Raw genomic sequence first — 19,675 nt, 5'->3', positions numbered from 1 at the left:
CGCGATGCCTGCCCGCTGTCGGCGTCGCGCAGCACGCGATCATCTCGGCCGCGACGACCGCAGCGCGCCGGCTGCCGGTAACAGAGCGTGCGAACGGTTCGACTGCGACGCCTTGATCCAAGGCCTGCGCAAAATTGGCGGTGTCATGATCTCCGCGCTGTGCTGCCAATCGCCCCGATCCGAACACGACAGATCGGGCCGCCGCGCCCGCCACGCATATACGCGCATGCAGCACGCAGCTGACGTACCGGCGCCGCTTAATCGGTGCCACTGGCAGCACGCCAGCAATGCCAGAGCTGTTGCATCGGCGGCGGGTACGCGGGCTTGCCCGCCAGCTCGCGCTGCAAGCGCAGCCGTGCCAGACGCGACCACACCCGGTGCGGCCGTGCCAAGGCGACTTTGCGCGGCCAGGCCTGCAGCAGCTGCGAGCGCCAGGCGGGCGTGGCGATATCGCCCGGCGCTGCGCCGTCGCCAGCCACGCGTTGGCGTGCATCCAGCCATTGCACCGCCACCGCAGTGGCATCGCCAGGCCGCGCCCGTGCGAACAGCACCGCTTCCACCGCAACCACCGCCTCGGCGAACGTGCGCAATGCCCCTAGCGCGTGCTGCAGCGATTGCGGCTGGACGCGTGCGGCCTGCATGGCAGGCAAGGTGTCGGCCAGCTGTGACCACGGCGCACGGACCGGCTCAAGCACGCGCCCCAACGGATGCCGCGAGCGCTGGCTCGACCAGTCACGCAGCTCCTGCTGCCACCACGCCAGCTTGGCATCGGCCGGCAACGGGTCGCCGGCGATATTCATGATGTCTTCCCATTCCTGCAGCAACGCGAACCAGGCAACGGCCAGGCGGCGTTGCGGCTCGGGCACGAACGGTTCGGCAACCGACCATTCCGGCCAGCGGGTTGCCCACTTGTCGAGAAAACTGTCGAGGGCGCTGGATTGGCTCATGGCGGGTCCAGAAAAATACCAAGAAAGATCAGATCTGCGGCCACGTTGCCGGATTCCAAAGCGCCCGCGGCTGCTCGACCAGCACATCGGCCTGCCAGCGCGACGGGTCGTCGTCGTCCAGACGATAGCCCCACAGCGCCGCGACCGACGGCATCGCCGCCGCGCGCGCAGCCACGATGTCGCGCTCATCGTCGCCGACATACACGCATTGCGCAGGTGCAACGCCGATGCGTTCTGCGGCTATCACCAGCGGCAACGGATGCGGCTTGCGCTCGGCCAGCGTGTCGCCACCAATCAGCACTGCGCAGCGCTGCTCCCAGCCCAACTGCGGCAGGATCAGGCGCGCCAGATATTCGGGCTTGTTGGTGACGATGCCCCAGACGCAGCCGGCATCCTCCAGCCGCATCAGCATCTGCTCGATGCCATCAAACAGCTGCGACTGCGTACCAATCAAGCCCTCGTAGCGCTGCAGGAATTCCGGCACCAGCGCAACGCACGCCGCGGCATCGAGCTCGGCAAAGGCCACGCCGAGCATCGCACGCGCACCTTTGGAGACCACCGGGCGCAGCGAAGCCAACGCAACGGGCGCACGCCCACGCGCATCCAGCATGGCGTTGACCGTCGCGAGCATGTCCGGCGCGCTGTCCAGCAAGGTGCCATCCAGATCGAATAGCACCACCCGCGGAAAACCCACAGCAGCAAGAGCTGTCGTCAATTGCATATCGCCCGGCACGCCACCGAGACCATCAAGACACCAACCAACGGCCGTTGCGAATCCCAAATCCCGAATTTGGAATCCTGGCTCCTCACGGCTTCACCGCATACGCCAGGTAATTCACCTCGGTACGCGAAGACAGGCGGGCGCGATTGCGCCACGGCTCGTACAGCATGCCGCTGACGTCTTCCAGCTGCAGCCCGGCGTTGCGCAACCATGCCGCAAGCTCGGCCGGCTTGATGAAATCCTTGTAGTGATGCGTGCCCTTGGGCAGCAGACGCGCGATGTATTCGGCGCCCACCACCGCCAGCGCGAACGCGGCCGGGGTGCGATTGAGCGTGGACAGGAACAGCTTGCCGCCCGGCTTGAGCAGGCTGGCGCAGGCACGGATGATCGCGGTCGGATCCGGCACGTGTTCGAGCATTTCCATGCAGGTCACCGCATCGAAACTGCCGGCCTGCTCGGCGGCCAGGTCTTCCACCGATTGCACGCGATAGTCGACCTGCACGCCCGATTCCAGGCTGTGCAGACGCGCCACCTTGACCAGTTCCGGCGCCAGGTCGATTGCAGTCACCTGCGCGCCCAGGCGCGCCATCGACTCGCTGAGCAAGCCGCCACCGCAGCCGACGTCGAGCACGCGTGCACCGGCAAGTTCCAGCCGCGCGGACACATACTCCAGACGCACAGGATTGAGCGCATGCAGCGGCTTCTGCGGGCCGTCGGCATCCCACCAGCGATTGGCCAGTGCGGCGAATTTATCCAGCTCGCTCTGATGGAAATTGCTGGATTTGGCGTGCGTATTCGAATTCATGCGGGGGGCTCCGTGATGCGGTGACGCGCGCTCAGGCGCGGACGGTGCGGATGCGTTCGCGCCATTGCCGCGCGTTGGCGACCAGGGCGGCGGTATCCATGTCGATGAGCTCGCGCTGCACCAGTTTAGGCTTGCCGGCGATCCACACATCGGTGACCTGATGGCGGCCGGCCGCGTAGATCAACTGCGACAACACGTGGTGCAGCGGTTGGGTTTCCAGTGCAGACAGGTCCACGCAGGCCAGGTCGGCCTGCTTGCCGACCTCGATCGAACCGATGGTGTCGCCGAAGCCCAAGGCACGCGCGCCGCCCAGGGTGGCCGCGCGCAAGGTAGTGGCCGCGTCCAGCGCGGTCGCATCGTTGGCCACGGTCTTGGCCAGGATCGCGGCGGTCCGGTTTTCGCTGAACATGTCCAGGTCGTTGTTGCTGGCGCAGCCGTCGGTGCCGATGGCCAGATTCACGCCCGCACGCTGCAGCGCGCATGCCGGGCAAAAACCCGAGGCGAGCTTGAGGTTGGATTCGGGGCAATGCACCACGCTGACGCCGCGCTCGGCGCACAGATGGATTTCCGCATCGGTGAGCTGGGTCATGTGCACCGCGATCAGGCGGTCGTTGACCAGGCCCAGGCGATCCAGCCGCGCCAGCGGGCGCTGGCCGTACTGCTTGATCGAATCGGCCACTTCCTGCGCGGTTTCGTGCGTATGCAGATGCACGGGGATGTCGAGCTGGTCGGCCAGCATGCGCACGCGTTCGAAGTTGGCATCGTTGACGGTGTACGGCGCATGCGGGGCGAACGCGGTACTGATCAACGGATCGTCGCGCCATTGATCGTGCAACTCGCCGGCACGCGCGAAGTATTCATCGTCCGACGATGCCCAGGCAGTGGGGAAATCGATGATCACCGCGCCCACCAGCGCGCGGAAACCGTGCTGCTTGTAGACGGCCGCCTGCACATCGGCGAAGAAGTAGTTTTCGTTGACGCAGGTCGTACCGCCGCGCAGCATTTCGGCGATTGCCAGCGTGGTGCCATCAGCCACGAATTCCGGCCCGATCACCGCCGCTTCCACCGGCCAGATATGCTGCTGCAACCACACCATCAGCGGCAGGTCGTCGGCGACGCCGCGCAGCAGCGTCATCGGATTATGCGTATGCGCATTGACCAGGCCGGGCATCAACGCAGCATCGGGCCGCGACACGGTCTGCTTGGGCGCAAAACGCGCGCGTGCGTCGGCAATCGGCAGCACGGCAACGATGACGCCGTGAGTGACCGCCACCGCGTGGTCTTCCAGCACCACCGCATGCGGTTCGATCGGCACGACATAGCCGGCCTCGATCAGCAGGTCGCAGGGTTCGGGCGGGGCATTGGTCATGAGTGGATCCATTGAAGTTAGTTGCCGAACGGCCAGGAGCCGTCGGAGCGTGACACAGGCGCATACCGCGTGCCGTCGTAGCGCAGCAGCTGGCGCTGGCGGTGCGTGCGCTCGATATCCTCTGCATCCTCGACCGTGGTCGAAGTCACCAGGTTGGCAGTAAGTGCGATGTCGGCATAGCCCGCGTGGACCGGCGCGTCCATCGACAGGGTGAGCGTGCCGCGCTCGGTCACCACACCCGTCGCGCCCCAGTTGCATGGTTCGCCTTCCACCCGCCGCCACACAGTCAGATCCCGCTGCAGCACCGGGCGCAACCGGCGCTGTTCGCGCACCAGCAAGGTCAATGCGTCGTTGCTGTCGAAATCCGGGCAACTGGGCCCGCGCGCAACGCTGTGCACTACCACGCCAACCGCGCGCACGCCCGGTGCCAGGTCATAGCGTGCGGTGTCCAGGCGCAGACTGTCGGCAGCAAGTTCGAAGCCGGCATCCTCGCCCATGTCCTGCGTGTACAACGCGACGACCTGGGCAGTGCGGGCATCGAGCATGGCTACGCGCAACTCAAGGTTGCGTTCGCCTGCCTCGGTGGTGGCATCGCCGGCGAACGCAATGGCCGCCAGCCGTATCGATGGGTCGTACGGCCACGGCTTGCAGGTCTGTGCCACCGCATGTTCGACCGGCACCGCCCCTGCGGCGCCGGATGCCGCACCAGCTGCCACCGCCGCCACGCTCTGCGCGTCGCAGGCGGTGGCGGTTTGCGCAAGCACCGGGCAGGCGGCCAGCATGCCGCTCAGCCCGGCCAGCAACGCAACGCGAACGCGCGTCAGGTGGGTGCGGACGGCGCACGGGACCTGCGGTGTCCGCATGCTAGGCGCCGATTCCGGACACGGGCCGCCCAAGCCTGGCGACTGGGCAGTCGGTTTGTCAGCTGCTCCTAACGCCATCAGGACACTGGCACTGCGTACCGCTCGACCGGACCGGCGTCCCAGGCGCATCCGGATTACTTGACGCGCGCCGAGTATTCGCCCGAACGGGTGTCGACCTTGATGATTTCGTCCTGGTTGACGAACAGCGGCACGCGCACCACCGCGCCGGTTTCCAGCGTGGCCGGCTTGCCGCCGCCGCCGGAGGTGTCGCCGCGCACGCCCGGGTCGGTCTCGGTGATCTTGAGTTCGACGAAGTTCGGCGGCTGCACCCAGATCGGCGTGCCATTCCACAAGGTCACGATGCAGTCTTCCTCGCCCTTGAGCCACTTGTCGGCGCCACCCATGCCGGCCTTGTCGGTCTGCACCTGCTCGAAGGTTTCCGGGTCCATGAAGTGCCAGTACTCGCCATCGCTGTAGAGGTAGCGCATGTCGGTATCGACCACGTCGGCCACTTCCACATCGTCGGTCGCCTTCATGGTCATTTCGACCACGCGCCCGGACTTGATGAAGCGGTACTTCATGCGGGTGAAGGCCTGGCCCTTGCCCGGCTTGACGTATTCGGTCTCGGTGATGACCGCCGGCTCGTTGTTGACCAGGATCTTCATGCCGTTCTTGACGTCGTTCATGCCAACAGTGGCCATGGTGCAGCTCCTCGATAAGACCACGACCCGCCACGCGGTGGCAGGTCGGATTAGAATGGGGCGCCCGCCGCAACCGGCGGGCATTTGGTTTTGTGACCGCACATGATAACCGCAGCCCCCCTCGCCTTACAGCCATCCCCGCCCCCCGCCCTGCCGCCTTCGCGCTGGCAACAGCAATGGCGCGACGCCGTGCGCGATCCGCGCGTGATGCTGCAGCTGCTGGGCCTGGATGCGCAGGCGGCGGCGATCAGCGATGCCGCCGCCGCGCAGTTTCCGCTGCGGGTGCCGCGCGCGTTCGTGGCGCGGATGCGCCATGGCGACCTCCATGACCCGTTGCTGCGCCAGGTGCTGCCGCTGGATGCGGAAATGCAGCCGGCTCCCGGCTTCGGCCTGGACGCGGTCGGCGATGCCGCCGCCAGGACCGCTGCTGGGGTGATCCAGAAATACCGCGGCCGCGCCTTGCTGATCGCCACCGGCAGCTGCGCGGTGCACTGCCGCTACTGCTTCCGCCGCCACTTTCCGTATGCCGAAGAGACCGCTGCGCGCGATGGCTGGCGCGACGCCGTCGTCGCGATCGCCGCCGACCCAAGCATCGAGGAAGTGCTGCTTTCCGGCGGCGACCCGCTCTCGCTGGCCACGCCCAAGCTGGCCGAACTCACCGACGCCCTGGCCGCCGTTCCGCACCTCAAACGCCTGCGCATCCACAGCCGCCTGCCGATCGTGCTGCCCGAGCGCGTGGATGCGCCACTGCTGGCCTGGCTGCGCAGCCTGCCGTGGCCGGTGGCGTTCGTACTGCATGCCAACCATGCCAACGAATTCGATTCCGCGGTGGACGCCGCCGCGCAGGGGCTGCGTGAGGCCGGCGCACAATTGCTCAACCAGGCCGTGCTATTGCGTGGCGTCAACGACAGCGTGGATGCGCTGGCGGCGTTGAGCGAGCGCAGCTTCGCCGCCGGCGTGCTGCCCTACTACCTGCATCAGCTCGACCGGGTCGCCGGCGTGGCGCATTTCGAAGTGGACGATGCCCGCGCGCGCGCGCTGCATGCCGAGCTGGCCGCGCGCCTGTCCGGCTATCTGGTGCCACGATTGGTGCGCGAAATTCCCGGCGATACCGGCAAGCGGCCGTTGTAACCGCCCTTACCTCAGCCCGATCCGTCGTAGCAGCGCACCCGGGCGCGATGGAGCTTTACCGGTAACGCCCGGTCGCGCCCAGGTGCGCTCCTACGCTGTTATCCAGCGCTGCGCGAAGTCCCCGGCGATGACCGCTGCAACGACCCAAACACGCTTTTCCCAGCAGCGCACCCGGGCGCGATGGAGCCTTACCAATAAAGCCCGTTGCACTCAGGCGCACTCCTGCGCTGCTCAGCCTGCCGCGATCAGCTTGACCATGTCGGTCGGGCTCAACGGCCTGCTGAACCAATAGCCCTGGCCCAGATCGCAACCGCGCTCGCGCAACAGGTTGAATTGCGCCTCCTGCTCGATGCCTTCGGCAACCACGGTGATTCCCAGCGAGTGCGCCATGTTGATGATCGCGGTGGTCAGCGCCAGATCGTCCGGGTCGCGCTGCAGGTCGGCAATGAAACTCTTGTCGATCTTGACCCCGTCCACCGGCACCTGACGCAAATGGCTCAAGCCGGAGAAGCCGGTGCCGAAATCGTCCAGCCACACCTTCACGCCGGTGCGGTGCAGTTGATCGAGCAGGCTGGCAGCCATCATCTCGTCGCCGATCACGGCGGTCTCGGTCAGCTCCAGATGCAGGCGCGCGGCAGGCAGTCCCGACTCGGCCAGGCACCCGGCCACGGTGTCGATCAGCGCACCGCTGCGCAGTTGCCGCGGCGAAACGTTGACCGACACGAACAGGCCCTCGCCCAACACTGGCCACTGCGCCGCCTCCAGGCAGGCCGCGCGCAGTACCTTGGGGCCGATCACTTCGATCAGGCCGCTCTGCTCGGCAATATCGATAAAGGTGGACGGCGCAATCGTTCCGAGCGCCGGATGCTGCCAGCGCAATAGCACTTCCACGCCCACCAGCACGCGGTCGCTGGTGCGGTAGATGGGCTGGTAGACCAGGCGCAGCTCGTCGCGTTCCCAGGCCCCGCGCAACTCGTGCTCCATGTGCACGCGGCGTTCCACCGCGTGGTCGGCGGCGCGGCTGTAGAAGCGATGGCAGTTCTTGCCGGCCACCTTGGCCTGGTACATGGCGATGTCGCCATTCTTCAGCAGCGCGGTGGCATCGCGCGCATCATCGGGGAACAGCGTGATGCCGATCGAGGTCCCCAGGAACACTTCGCGGCCCTGCACGTTCAACGGCCGGCTCAGTTCGTGCACCAGCCGGTCGGCCAGTTGCGCCGCCAGCAGGCTGACATCGCCGCTCTGCAGCAGGATCACAAACTCATCGCCGCCGAAGCGCGCCAGAATCGCATCGTCGCCGCCCAGCGCGGCAACCGCGCGGCTGATGCGGCTGGCGAACTGCAGCAAGGCTTCGTCGCCGGCCTCATGGCCAAGCGTGTCGTTGACGCGTTTGAAGTCGTCGATATCGGCGAACAGCAAGGCCAGCTTGCTGTCGGTGCTGCGCGCGGTGTGGAGCAGATGATCCAGACCCTCGCGAAAGCCTAGGCGGTTGGTCAGCCCGGTCAACGCATCGGTGTAGGCCATATGCCGCACCTCGCGGTCGTGCCGGGCGATGCTTTCGCTCATGCGCCCGAACGCGGAAATCAGCTCGCCGATCTCGTCGTTGCGCGGATGCGGCGGCAGCTGCACCGCGTAGTCGCCCCGTTCGATCTGCTTTGCCGCTGCCGCCAGCAACCGAATCGGCGCCACCAGCGTGCGCTGCACGTAGATGGCCAGCAACACGCCCAGCCCGACCAGCGCGGCCAGCAGGACCAGCAACCAGCCCAGATCGCGCTTGCCGATGGCGTTGAGGTTCTGCACCAGGGTGAGATTGGCGCCGGATTCGATCTTGCGCACCCGCTCGCGCGACATGCCCACGCGCACCCCACCGATGCGCTGGTCGCCGATCTTGATCGGCACCGTCACATCCAGCACCTCCGGCGAGGACTGCAACACCATCGCCTGCGCCGCCAGCGCCTTGGCGGCGAGCGGATCGGTCATGGCCTGCCCGTAACGCTGCAAGGTCGGCGTGCCGTCATGAACCAGCCGGCCGTGGCGGTCGAACACCAGTACGTAGCTCACCACCTGCTGGCGCGAGGCATTGCGCACCAGCGCGCCCACCGCGCCCAGATCCGAGTAATACAAGGGGTTGGCCAATCCGGAAGCCAGCTCGGTCGCCAGCGTTTCGCCGCGCGTGCGCAGGCTACAATCGAACAGCTCGTGCAGGATTTGCGCACTCAAGCCGCGCACTTCGCGCTGCATCGCGCTTTGTCGCTGCAGCAGCGAAGCCAGAATCGCACCGACCAGCAGCAGCGTCAGCGCCATCACCAAGAGAAAGCGTGCCTGCAAGCCGAAGCGCACCTGAGTCATTCCACGTGATCCCTGACGCGTTGCACGCCCGCGCTCAACTCCTGCAGACGTCGGCGACTAGCGGAATCCAGCGGACGAAACCCGGTGGTATCGAAAAAGCGTTTCAGCGCCGGGCCCGCCTTGGGATCTGAGGCGGCCTGCAGCAACACCACCCGCAGACGCTGCTCCACGGCCGGATCCATTCCTGCGCGCACCATTTCCACCGCGCGCGGCACCGGCGCGGTGCGGTGCACGATGCGGAAGTCGCGCTTGAACACCGGTGGCATGTGGCGTTCGTCGTCCCAATCGACGTTGCTGAGCGCGCCCACGTCGATCAGGTGTTTGTACACGAACGCGGCAACGTTCAATTTCGACCCCACCATCAGATAGCCGGCCGATCCGCGCGCCGGGGTGTCGTCGGCCGACAGCAGCACATCGCACGCGATGCCGTTGCGCAGCAGTTCGAGCATCGGTAGCAGGTAGCCGCTGGTGGACGAGGCGTTCTGCAATGCCAGGGTGTGGCCGCGCAACTGCGACAGCGAATGGATCGGGCTGTCGCGGCGCACGAAGAACAGCGTATGGAAATCGCGCAGTCCGCCACGCTCGGTCATGAGCAAGGGGTGCGCGCTGCCGCGCTGTTCCAGCAGCATCGCCGCACCGGTCGTCTCGCTGACCCAATCGACCCGGCCACGCCGCAGATAGCTGGACATCTGGCGCGCATCCGGCGCCATCAGGATTTCGCCGCGGCGGATCCCGACCTCGCGCATGCGCGGCACCACGTAATCCAGCAGGGGCTTGAGCTGCTCGTAATGGCTGGCGGGATCATCGCTGATCCGTCCAAGCACCAGGACCGAGGAAGGCGCTGCCGCAGCCGTCACGGCCAAGCCTGCCCCGGCAATCAGCCAGCAGGCAATCAGACACCATCGTAGACCGCGCAAAACGGACACTCCCCTAGAGCCGCGGACAGCCTAGCCGAATCTTCGAAGATGTGACAGACGTCAGTTTCCGGCCTGTCTGGCAAGCATGGCCATGCGCTGCGCATCGGACAGGATGCCGCGAATCAGTCGCACCTCCTGCTCGGTCATCTCCGCGCGCAGCAACAGCCGGCGCAGCTTGCGCATCGCCGACTCCGGCGCACGGCCCTTGTGGAAGTCGATCTCGTCCAGCGTGTCGCCCAGCTGGCCGAACATCCCTTCCAGCTGTGCGTGGCTGGCCGGTCCGTCGCGCAACCCGGAAGCCGCTGCCGGAGCTGGTTCGGCCTCGCCTGCCGCCAGTTGCGCCAGTCGTACTTCATACGCCAGCACCTGCACGGCCGCAGCCAGATTCAGCGAACTGAACTGCGGATCGGAGGGGATATGGACCGCGGCGTGGCACAGCTGCAGCTCATCGTTGGTCAGACCGGTGCGCTCGCGGCCGAACACGAAGGCCACTTCGGCCGGCTCGCCCGCCTTGGCGAGCGCGCGCTGCGCGCCCTCGTCCGGCAGTAGTTCTTCCAACGCGACCCGGCGCGCGCGCGCAGTGCAGCCAATCACCAGCGTGCAGTCGGCCACCGCTTCGCCCAGCGTCGCGAAGATCGGCGCCTGGCTCAGCACGTCTTCGGCGCCGGCCGAGCGCCGGTAGGCATCTTCATCGAGTGCGCGCTCGGGTGCCACCAGCACCAGGCGCGAGACCCCCATGGTCTTCATCGCACGCGCCGCGGCGCCGATGTTGCCTGGATGCTGGGTACCCACAAGAACAAATCGGATGCGCTGGCTGACGGACATGAACGGAGATCGGGAAGCTGTTCGGCCGTAGATGGTAAACTGCGCGGCCGGCTTTCGCGCCGGACCGCTCTTTTACCTTCGCCATTGTCCGATTCTGCCTTCACGGGAGCTTTCACCATGCAGAAACCCGCCGTCACCGTCATGGTCAAAGCCGCCCGCCTCGCCGGCAATGTGCTGTTGCGCGGTATCAACAAGCTCGATGCGCTCAATGTGGTGCAGAAAGGCCGAATGGACTACGCCAGCGAAGTCGATGCCGATGCCGAGAAGGTCATCATCAAGGAACTCAAGCGCGGCTACCCCGAATACGCCGTGTTCGGCGAAGAAGGCGGCGTGCAGGGCGGCAAGAGTGGTCGCTACACCTGGGTCATCGATCCGCTCGACGGCACCAGCAACTATCTGCGCGGCTTTCCGCATTACTGCGTGTCGATCGCGCTGGTGGAAAATGGCGAACCGACCGATGCGGTGATCTTCGACCCGCTGCGCAACGAGTTGTTCACTGCCAGCCGCGGCGCCGGCGCGGTGCTCAACGACCGTCGCATCCGTATTGCAGAGCGCAAGGATCTGGAAGGTGCCATGGTCCACACCGGCTTCCCGCCGCGCGAACGCGCGCGCGCCAGTGCACAGCTCAAGTGCGTGGATGCGCTACTGGTGCAGGCCGAAGACGTGCGTCGCACCGGCTCGGCGGCGCTGGACCTGGCGTATGTCGCCTGCGGCCGCGCCGATGCCTATTTCGAAGCGGGGGTCAAAGCCTGGGACATCGCCGCTGGTGTGTTGCTGGTGCGCGAGGCCGGTGGCCGCGTCTGCGACTACAAGGGCGCCACCCCGCCGCGCATGGACAACATGGGTCCTGAGACGCAGCAGATCGTGGCCGGCAACATCAAGATCAGCGATGCATTGCAAAAGGTCATCGTCAACACCGGCTACGCCCGCGAGTTCGACGCCAAGTTCTGATCGCCCCACACCCCGGGTTCTAAGCGACGCCTGCACAACGTAGGAGCGCGCCCGGGCGCGAGGAGCGTTCCCTGCAAAGCCTCTCGCGACCGGGGTCGCTCCTACACACGGCGCAGTAAACGCACAAGGCCGGGATCGCTCCCGGCCTTGTGCGTTGGGTGCCGCTGTGACAGCGCTAAGCAGTGCCTAGCGCCGATGCAGGACCTCAGGCGATCGCGGCGTGGTAGCGGCGCTCGACTTCTTCCCAATTGACGGCGTTATAGAACGCGCCGATGTATTCCGGGCGACGGTTCTGGTACTTCAGGTAGTACGCATGTTCCCACACGTCCAGACCCAGGATCGGCGTGTTGCCTTCGAACAGCGGGCTGTCCTGGTTGGCGGTACTTTCCACCACCAGCTTTTTGTCCGGGGTCACGCTCAGCCACGCCCAACCGGAGCCGAAGCGGCTGACGGCGGCCTTGGTGAAGGCTTCCTTGAACTTCTCGAAGCCGCCGAGATCCTTGTCGATCGCCTTGGCGACCTCACCCTTGGGCTCGCCGCCACCGTTGGGCGACAGCACGGTCCAGAACAGGGAGTGGTTGGCGTGGCCGCCGCCGTTGTTGCGCACCGGACCCTGCAGGTTTTCCGGCAGGCTCTTCAGCTTGGAGACCAGTTCTTCGATCGGCAGATCGGCGTACTCGGTCCCTTCCAGCGCCGCATTGACGTTGTTGATGTAGGTCTGGTGATGCTTGGTGTGATGGATTTCCATCGTCTGCGCATCGATGTTCGGTTCCAGCGCGTCGTAGGCGTAGGGCAACTGCGGAAGGGTGTAAGCCATGCGTATCTCCTGGACTTGCCGCCCGGCGAAGGCCGGGCGTTGCGGGGTAGATGGTAAGGACGGCGGCAGCGCTTACCAAGGGTGCTGGTAGGGAAACTTCATCCCATCGCATGCCGCACGATGTTCGCCGCACACCTTGCACCATGTCCCGGTTACTTGGGCGTGAACCACCCCGGTGCCGGCCACGTTCAAAGTCGACACAGTCGCGCATCGGCATACTTGCTCTGCCGCACCCATTTTTCGGACCGTCTTCATGCGCAAGCCCGCTTTGCTCATTGTCGCCATCGCGCTGCTCGTTGCCGGCCTGTGGGGCATGCGCGCGATGCAGACGCCCAAGCCGCAGTTCGCGCCGCAACTCAATGCACCGATCGCCGCAACCGCACCGACGCGCGAGGTGCCGCGTCTGCCCGCCTTTCTGCCGACCGAGGCAATGGCCACCATCGTACTGATCCAGCGCGGCGGCCCGTTTCCGCATCCGCAGGATGGTGGCGTGTTCGGCAATCGCGAGCATCGCCTGCCTGAGCGCCCGCGCGGCTATTACCGCGAATACACTGTCGATACCCCCGGCAGCCCGGATCGCGGCGCGCGCCGCATCGTCACCGGCGGCACCCCACCCGAGGCGTGGTACTACAGCGACGATCATTACCAGAGCTTCAAAGCCTTCGATGGCCCGACCCCGGACCAGGCACCGTGAGCGCTGGCGACTTCGCGCTGGATCTGTCCGATCCGCAGCAATCGGGGGTGTATCAGGCCGAGACCGACGATCTGGACACTATGGCCGCGCTCGCGCGCGATGCCGGCTTACGCATCTTGCGCGTGGATCTGACCACCTGCAGCGACAAACGCATGCTACTGATGCGCCTGGCCACGCAACTGGATTTCCCAACCAGCTTCGGCCGCAACTGGGACGCGCTCAGCGATGCCCTGCGTGACCTGGCGTGGCTGCCTTCGCCACATGGCTATGCACTGCTCATCGACGGCGCCCAGGCGCTGGCCAGCACGGCACCCAACGACCGCGACACCTTGCTGGATCTCCTCGACGAAGTCGCAAATGCCTGGGCAGCGCGCGGGCTGACCTTTGCGGCGTTCGTTGCGCCAGCAAGCGCCTGCGACTGAGGGCAGCCAGCAGAACGCCTGCGCAACCAGCCGAGCGGACACACCTGGCACCGGCGCCACACGCCCATTGCAGAAGCCCTGGCTTCATGCATGCCGCCGCAGACCTGATGCGCGCTTGCGATGTTGCATAGGCATCGCGCGGCGCTGGCGGTCAGCGATGGTACTTCTGGCGAATACCGATCGCGGCACACCCGCATCCAGCGGCGCCCGGGCGCGATCGCACGCCACCATCGCCCTGCCCCGCGCCAGAGCGGCGCGCGTTAGCGTGCCGGCCAACGATCAACTATCCAGCTCGCTCCAGCGCGCGTACGCCGCATCCAGTTGCTTTTGCGCATCGCCCAACGCTGCGGTGTGGGCCGCCATCGCCGCACTGTCGCGCTGATAGAAAGCCGGCTCGTTCATTGCCTCAGTGAGCGTGGCCACTTGCTGCTCCAGCGTCTCGATCAGGACAGGCAGTTGCTCCAGTTCGCGTGCATCCTTGTAGCTGAGCTTGCGCTTGGCAGCAGCGTCCGCCGGCACCGCAGCCACGGGCGCGGTCGCCACCGCGGTAGCCGACGCCTTGGCCACCGCCATCGCGTTGCCCACCGGCGTACGGCGCTGGCGCAGCGAATCGCTGTAGCCGCCGATGTAATCGCCAATCAGGCCGTCGCCCTCCATCACCAGCGTGGAGGTCACCACGTTGTCGAGGAAGTCGCGGTCATGGCTGACCAGCAGCAGCGTACCGGAGTATTCGCCCAGCAATTCCTCCAGCAGCTCCAACGTTTCCACGTCCAGGTCGTTGGTCGGTTCGTCCATCACCAGCAGGTTGGACGGCTGCGCGAACAGACGTGCCAGCAACAGGCGATTGCGCTCGCCGCCGGACAGGCGCGTGATCGGCGCGCGGGCGCGCTCGGGCGTGAACAGGAAATCCTGCAGATAGGCGTGCACGTGCTTGCGCTTGCCGTTGATTTCCAGGAAATCACGGCCCTCGGCCACGTTTTCGATCGCGCTCCAGTCTTCGCGCAGGGTGGAACGGTATTGGTCGAAATACGCGATCTGCAGATTGGTGCCGATGCGGATTTCGCCCTGCTGTGACTGCAGATCGCCCAGCAACAGCTTGAGCAAGGTGGTCTTGCCGCTGCCATTGGGGCCGATCAGGCCGATGCGGTCGCCACGCTGGATGATGGTGGAAAAATCCTTGACCATCGTGCGCGCACCGAACGCGAAGCCAACCTCCTTGGCCTCGATCACCTTCTTGCCGGACGCCTCGCCTTGCGAGACCTCCATGCGCACATTGCCGGTGAGCTCGCGGCGCTGCACACGCTCGTTGCGCATCGATTCCAGACGCCGCACGCGACCCTCGTCGCGGGTGCGCCGGGCCTTGATGCCCTGACGGATCCAGATCTCTTCCTGGGCCAGCAACTTGTCGAAGCGCGCATTCTCCTGCGCCTGCGCATTGAGCCGTTCCTCGCGGCGACGCTCGTAGTTGGCCCAGTCGCCTGGCCAGCTGGTGACCTGGCCGCGATCGATTTCAACGATGCGGGTGGCCAACGCACGCAGGAAGCGCCGGTCGTGGGTGACGAACAGCACGCTGCCGCTCCAGCCCTTCAGGAAGGTTTCCAGCCAATCGATGGCTTCGATATCCAGATGGTTGGTCGGTTCGTCCAGCAGCAGCACATCCGGCGAGGACACCAGCGAACGCGCCAACAACACGCGGCGCTTCATGCCACCGGACAGCCGCGCGAACTCCGCATCGCCATCCAGTTCCAGCTTGGTCAGCGTCTCGGTGACGCGTTGATCCAACGCCCACCCGTCGGCCGCATCGATCTTGGCCTGCACCTTGCCGAACGCATCGGCGTCGAACACATCGGCATGGCTGAGCTGATGGAATTCGGCCAGCCAATGGCCCAACTCGCCCAGACCATCGGCCACCACGTCGAACACGCTGCCACCGGTCCCCTGCGGCACCTCCTGCTCCAGCCGCGCGATACGCACACCCTGTTGCACGCGCACTTCGCCATCGTCTGGCTTGAGCTCGCCGGCGATCAATTTCATCAAGGTCGATTTGCCGGCGCCATTGCGGCCGATCAAGGCGATACGCTCGCCCGGCTCGATTGCGAGGTCGGTTTTTTCCAGCAACAAGGGGCCGCCGACGCTGTAGTCGACGCTTTGCAGAGTGATTAAAGGCATGGGCCAATTGTACGGGATTGGTGATTGGGGATTCGGGATTGGCAAAAGCGCACGCTGTCGCGGTGACCAATCCCGAATCCCTACTTCCCAATCCCGGGCTAAAATGCGCCATGAACGAATTCTCCGCGCTGCCGCTGTCGCCGGCCCTGGCCCCCGGCATCGACGCCCTTGGCTACACCGTTTTGACCCCCATCCAGGCGCAGAGCCTACCGCCGATCCTGCAGGGGCTCGATGTCATCGCGCAGGCGCCGACCGGCAGCGGCAAGACCGCCGCGTTCGGACTGGGCCTGCTGCAAAAGCTCGACCCCGCACTCACCCGCGCACAGGCGCTGGTGCTCTGCCCCACCCGCGAACTGGCCGACCAGGTCGGCAAGCAGCTGCGCAGGCTCGCCACCGGTATCCCCAACATGAAGCTGGTGGTGCTTACTGGCGGCATGCCGCTGGGCCCGCAGTTGGCTTCTCTCGAAGCGCACGACCCGCAAGTGGTGGTCGGCACGCCCGGCCGCATCCAGGAACTGGCCCGCAAACGCGCCCTGCATTTGGGCGGCGTGCGCACGCTGGTGCTGGACGAGGCCGACCGCATGCTCGACATGGGCTTCGAAGAACCCATCCGCGAGATCGCCAGCCGTTGCGACAAACATCGTCAGAGCCTGCTGTTTTCGGCCACGTTCCCGGACAGCATCCGCACGCTCGCACGCGAGCTGTTGAAAGAACCGGTCGAGATCACGGTGGAAGGCGCCGATAGCGCACCGGAGATCGATCAGCAGTTCTTCGAGGTCGACCCGACCTATCGGCAAAAGGCCGTCGCCGGCCTGCTGCTGCGCTTCAATCCCGAATCCAGCGTGGTGTTCTGCAATACCCGCAAGGAAGTGGACGAGGTGGCGGGTTCGCTGCAGGAATTCGGTTTCTCTGCGCTCGCCTTGCATGGCGACATGGAACAGCGCGACCGCGACGAAGTGCTGGTGCGCTTCGTCAACCGCAGCTGCAACGTCCTGGTGGCCAGCGACGTGGCCGCACGCGGGCTGGACGTGGAAGACCTTTCGGCCGTGGTCAACTACGAGCTGCCCACCGATACCGAAACCTATCGCCACCGCATTGGCCGTACCGCACGCGCCGGCAAGCACGGGCTGGCGCTGAGCCTGGTTGCCCCGCGCGAAACCGCTCGCGCGCAGGCATTGGAAACCGAACAAGGCCAGCCGTTGAAATGGTCGCGTGCACCGCTGGCCACTGCGCGTCCGGCGCAACTGCCGCAGGCGGCAATGACCACCTTGCGCATCGACGGCGGCAAGACCGACAAGCTGCGCGCCGGCGACATCCTGGGCGCCCTGACCGGCGAAGCCGGGCTCTCCGGCGCGGCAATCGGCAAGATCGCCATCTACCCTACCCGCTCCTACGTGGCCATTGCCCGCGCGCAGGTCGCCAAGGCGCTGGCACACTTGCACGCAGGCAAGATCAAGGGACGCCGGTTTCGGGTAAGCAAGCTCTAAACGCAGCGCGGCCGGCGTCGTGCCGGCCGCCGCTGTTCAGCAGGAGCAATCCTGGATGCAGGCGCTGCCACGCACCCAGCGTCGCTTCCAGCGCTTGGACTCAGTAAGAAAGCGTCGCCAACAGCGGTACATCGTTCGCCCACTTCTGGCGACCCTGCAGTCCCTGCAGCTCCACCAGCACGGCTGCGCCAACGACTTCAAGTTCGAGTTGGGCAGCAAGTCCCAAGGCCGCACGCAGTGTGCCGCCGGTGGCCAGCACGTCGTCGACAATCAGCACGCGCGCCCCGCGCGGCAGCGCATCCTCATGCATTTCGATGCGATCGGTGCCGTATTCCAGCGCATATTCCTGGATCAGCGTGCGCCCCGGCAGCTTGCCCGGCTTGCGCACCGGCACGAAGCCGGTCCGCAGTTCGCGCGCCAGCGCCGCCCCCAGAATGAAACCGCGCGCCTCGATACCCAGCACCGCATCCAGCGGCGTGGTCCGCCACGGCTGCGCCATTTCGTCCAGCGCAGAAGCGAAATCCGGGCCATCCGACAGCAACGGAGTAATGTCCTTGAAGACGATGCCTGGCTTGGGGAAATCGACGATGTCGCGAATGCGCTCCGACCAATGGTTGGGTCCGGAAGTATTGGTGCCGGCGCAGCGGCTGCAGTCAGTCATGAGGGCGGTGGCGTGGTGGCCGGTGGGGTTGCGCCTATTCTAGGCTGCGTACGCCATCCACGCCGGATTGACGGCATACCTGCATCTGAGCGCGTCAGGAACTGCACGACAGCATCGAACACCCGGCGCGATCGCGTGCCCATTCCGGCCGCCGCGCCGCAAATGCATCGCGCCCGGGCTGATCGTCGTATGGGCGGCGCATGACTTCCAGCAACTCCTGAACCCCGGACGGGTCCCCCTGTTCGGCACGGTCGATCGCCTGCTGCGCCAGATAATTGCGCAATACATAGCGCGGGTTGGCCAGGCGCATGCGCGTGTGTCGCTCGTCCGGCGGCAGTGGATCCTGCTGCAGGCGCGCGGCGTAGCGCTGCAGCCATTGCTGCAGCTGCGGCGCATCCGCAACGCGTTTGTCTTCGTCGTAAAAGGCCGCGCGCAGCTGCGCGGGGTCCGGATGGTCGGGCGACAGGTCGATCAGGCCACGGAAGGTCAGCGTCATGTCCATCTCGGATTCGCGCATCAGTGCGCGCAGCGCGTCGATCAGCTGCAGATCCTCGTCGCGACACTCTGCCAACCCCAGCTTGGCAGCGGTGTCGTGCCGGTCGCACGCCAGGTAGGTATCGCGAAAACGGTCCAGCCCGTGTTGCAGCGGGGCCTGGTCGGGAAACAGCGGCGCCAGCGCCTGGGCAAGCCGGCCCAGATTCCAGTAGGCCACTTGCGGCTGGGTGCCGAAGCGATAGCGCCGCCCCTGCGCGTCGGTGGTATTGGGCGTCCAGTCCGGGTCGTAGTCGTCGACCCAGCCATACGGGCCATAGTCGATGGTCAAACCAAGGATGGACATGTTGTCGGTATTCATCACCCCATGCACGAACCCGACCCGCAGCCAATGGGCCACCATGACCGCGGTGCGCTCGCAGACCTGCGTAAACCAGTCGGCGTAGAGCGCCTCGCCGGCACCGGCCAACGCCGGGAAATCGCGGGCGATGGTGAAATCCACCCACTGCCGCAGCAAAGCGATATCGCCGCGTGCGCTGGGCAATTCGAAGTTGCCGAAGCGGATGAACGAGGGCGCCACCCGGCATACGATCGCGCCCGGCTCGCGTTGCGGGTGGCCGTCGTAGAACATGTCGCGCACCACCGCATCGCCGGTGCCGACCAGGCTCAAGGCACGCGTGGTCGGCACGCCCAGATGATGCATGGCCTCGCTGCACAGGAATTCGCGGATCGACGAGCGCAACACGGCGCGCCCATCGGCGCCGCGCGAATACGGCGTCGGGCCGGCACCCTTGAGTTGCAATTCGTAGCGACCGCCGTCGGTTCCGATCGCCTCACCCAGCGAGATCGCCCGCCCGTCGCCAAGCTGCCCGGCCCAATGCCCGAACTGGTGCCCACCGTAGTTGACCGCCCAAGGCTGCATTCCCGGGTACAGCGCATTGCCGCCGAACACCTGGGCGAACTGCGCACTGGCGATCTCGGCCGCATCCAGGCCCAGCACCTGCGCCATCTCCGCCGAATGCGCGATCAAGGACGGAGCAGCGACCGGCGTCGGCAGGACTGCCGACCAAGCAGCGCTCACCTCGCGCCGGCGCGAACCCTCTTCCGGGTCGCCAGGCAGCTGTTGACGCAGACGATTATCGAAGCGCAGGTGTGTCATGCCGGCAAGCCTAGGCCACCGGCGGTGAACCTGGCATGGGCGATACCGCATCCGGCGCTGCCCGCGCACCGTATCTTCACTCGACTGGCGTGTGCCGAGCGGGCTCGTCCTGCACATGCTTGCGACGTGCGATAGCCGCTAATAGCCGCCGGCTGCGGATCGGATGCGAACCAGATAGAGGCGAACGTTGCCGGC

Annotated in this window: 18 protein-coding genes; 5 read left to right on the top strand and 13 right to left on the bottom strand. The window is 66.1% G+C overall.

Going from position 1 to position 19,675, the window contains the following annotated elements:
* Nucleotides 1-257: 257 nt before the first annotated feature.
* The 6 genes from J7360_RS05285 to efp form a co-directional block, all read right to left on the bottom strand.
* A complete protein-coding gene (locus tag J7360_RS05285) occupies nucleotides 258-947 on the bottom strand; it encodes a hypothetical protein (RefSeq protein WP_057660969.1) in 690 nt (229 codons plus the stop codon).
* 28 nt (nucleotides 948-975) lie between these two features.
* Entirely contained in the window at nucleotides 976-1,668 is a 693-nt protein-coding gene (locus J7360_RS05280; RefSeq protein WP_057660966.1) for a phosphoglycolate phosphatase, read from the bottom strand.
* A gap of 85 nt (nucleotides 1,669-1,753) precedes the next feature.
* Nucleotides 1,754-2,473: a bifunctional 2-polyprenyl-6-hydroxyphenol methylase/3-demethylubiquinol 3-O-methyltransferase UbiG gene (gene ubiG / locus J7360_RS05275; RefSeq protein ID WP_007962668.1), complete on the bottom strand. Its 720-nt coding sequence runs from the start codon at nucleotides 2,471-2,473 to the stop codon at nucleotides 1,754-1,756.
* Nucleotides 2,474-2,504: 31 nt separating this feature from the next.
* Entirely contained in the window at nucleotides 2,505-3,842 is a 1,338-nt protein-coding gene (locus J7360_RS05270) for a TRZ/ATZ family hydrolase (RefSeq protein WP_057660964.1), read from the bottom strand.
* A gap of 17 nt (nucleotides 3,843-3,859) precedes the next feature.
* Entirely contained in the window at nucleotides 3,860-4,645 is a 786-nt protein-coding gene (locus tag J7360_RS05265; RefSeq protein ID WP_033481181.1) for a hypothetical protein, read from the bottom strand.
* Between the two features lie 194 nt (nucleotides 4,646-4,839).
* A complete protein-coding gene (gene efp, locus J7360_RS05260; protein WP_007962665.1) occupies nucleotides 4,840-5,406 on the bottom strand; it encodes an elongation factor P in 567 nt (188 codons plus the stop codon).
* A 102-nt stretch (nucleotides 5,407-5,508) separates the two neighbouring features.
* On the opposite strand from efp, the gene epmB reads away from it, so the two are divergent.
* Nucleotides 5,509-6,537, top strand: coding sequence for an EF-P beta-lysylation protein EpmB (epmB, locus tag J7360_RS05255; protein ID WP_209033408.1), 1,029 nt, complete (start codon nucleotides 5,509-5,511; stop codon nucleotides 6,535-6,537).
* 231 nt (nucleotides 6,538-6,768) lie between these two features.
* On the opposite strand, the gene J7360_RS05250 is transcribed toward epmB, so the two are convergent.
* The 3 genes from J7360_RS05250 to J7360_RS05240 are packed head-to-tail and all read right to left on the bottom strand — an operon-like array spanning nucleotide 6,769 to nucleotide 10,628.
* Nucleotides 6,769-8,886: an EAL domain-containing protein gene (locus tag J7360_RS05250; RefSeq protein WP_057660960.1), complete on the bottom strand. Its 2,118-nt coding sequence runs from the start codon at nucleotides 8,884-8,886 to the stop codon at nucleotides 6,769-6,771.
* Nucleotides 8,883-9,812: a phosphate/phosphite/phosphonate ABC transporter substrate-binding protein gene (locus tag J7360_RS05245; protein ID WP_057660958.1), complete on the bottom strand. Its 930-nt coding sequence runs from the start codon at nucleotides 9,810-9,812 to the stop codon at nucleotides 8,883-8,885. The genes J7360_RS05250 and J7360_RS05245 overlap by 4 nt, the downstream gene beginning before the upstream one ends.
* A 51-nt stretch (nucleotides 9,813-9,863) precedes the next feature.
* A complete protein-coding gene (locus tag J7360_RS05240; RefSeq protein ID WP_007971076.1) occupies nucleotides 9,864-10,628 on the bottom strand; it encodes an RNA methyltransferase in 765 nt (254 codons plus the stop codon).
* Nucleotides 10,629-10,745: 117 nt separating this feature from the next.
* Here J7360_RS05240 and J7360_RS05235 point away from each other — a divergent pair, with 117 nt between their 5' ends.
* Complete coding sequence (locus tag J7360_RS05235; RefSeq protein WP_005913068.1) at nucleotides 10,746-11,579, top strand: inositol monophosphatase family protein; 834 nt, start codon at nucleotides 10,746-10,748, stop codon at nucleotides 11,577-11,579.
* A gap of 205 nt (nucleotides 11,580-11,784) precedes the next feature.
* Here J7360_RS05235 and J7360_RS05230 read toward each other — a convergent pair whose 3' ends face one another.
* Entirely contained in the window at nucleotides 11,785-12,396 is a 612-nt protein-coding gene (locus J7360_RS05230) for a superoxide dismutase (protein ID WP_003486056.1), read from the bottom strand.
* 253 nt (nucleotides 12,397-12,649) lie between these two features.
* On the opposite strand from J7360_RS05230, the gene J7360_RS05225 reads away from it, so the two are divergent.
* Both J7360_RS05225 and J7360_RS05220 read left to right on the top strand, forming a co-directional pair.
* Nucleotides 12,650-13,090 (top strand): ribonuclease, encoded by a 441-nt coding sequence (locus J7360_RS05225; RefSeq protein WP_057660956.1) that lies wholly within the window; start codon nucleotides 12,650-12,652, stop codon nucleotides 13,088-13,090.
* Nucleotides 13,087-13,512 carry a barstar family protein gene (locus J7360_RS05220; protein ID WP_007962652.1) on the top strand — a complete coding sequence of 142 codons (426 nt, stop codon included), beginning with the start codon at nucleotides 13,087-13,089 and terminating at the stop codon, nucleotides 13,510-13,512. Before J7360_RS05225 ends, J7360_RS05220 begins: the two co-directional genes overlap by 4 nt.
* 279 nt (nucleotides 13,513-13,791) lie before the next feature.
* Here J7360_RS05220 and J7360_RS05215 read toward each other — a convergent pair whose 3' ends face one another.
* Nucleotides 13,792-15,681 (bottom strand): ATP-binding cassette domain-containing protein, encoded by a 1,890-nt coding sequence (locus J7360_RS05215; RefSeq protein WP_007962650.1) that lies wholly within the window; start codon nucleotides 15,679-15,681, stop codon nucleotides 13,792-13,794.
* Nucleotides 15,682-15,791: 110 nt separating this feature from the next.
* Between J7360_RS05215 and dbpA the strand changes: the two genes are divergently transcribed.
* Entirely contained in the window at nucleotides 15,792-17,168 is a 1,377-nt protein-coding gene (dbpA, locus tag J7360_RS05210) for an ATP-dependent RNA helicase DbpA (protein ID WP_057660951.1), read from the top strand.
* Nucleotides 17,169-17,268: 100 nt separating this feature from the next.
* On the opposite strand, the gene J7360_RS05205 is transcribed toward dbpA, so the two are convergent.
* Both J7360_RS05205 and J7360_RS05200 read right to left on the bottom strand, forming a co-directional pair.
* Nucleotides 17,269-17,829, bottom strand: coding sequence for an adenine phosphoribosyltransferase (locus tag J7360_RS05205; protein WP_007965724.1), 561 nt, complete (start codon nucleotides 17,827-17,829; stop codon nucleotides 17,269-17,271).
* Between the two features lie 94 nt (nucleotides 17,830-17,923).
* Nucleotides 17,924-19,480 carry a YdiU family protein gene (locus J7360_RS05200; RefSeq protein ID WP_057660949.1) on the bottom strand — a complete coding sequence of 519 codons (1,557 nt, stop codon included), beginning with the start codon at nucleotides 19,478-19,480 and terminating at the stop codon, nucleotides 17,924-17,926.
* Between the last annotated feature and the right edge of the window lie 195 nt (nucleotides 19,481-19,675).

Origin of the sequence: Xanthomonas sp. D-99 (assembly GCF_017746145.1) — a bacterium.
Taxonomy (GTDB): domain Bacteria; phylum Pseudomonadota; class Gammaproteobacteria; order Xanthomonadales; family Xanthomonadaceae; genus Xanthomonas; species Xanthomonas cissicola.
This window is presented reverse-complemented; position numbering and strand designations above follow the sequence as displayed.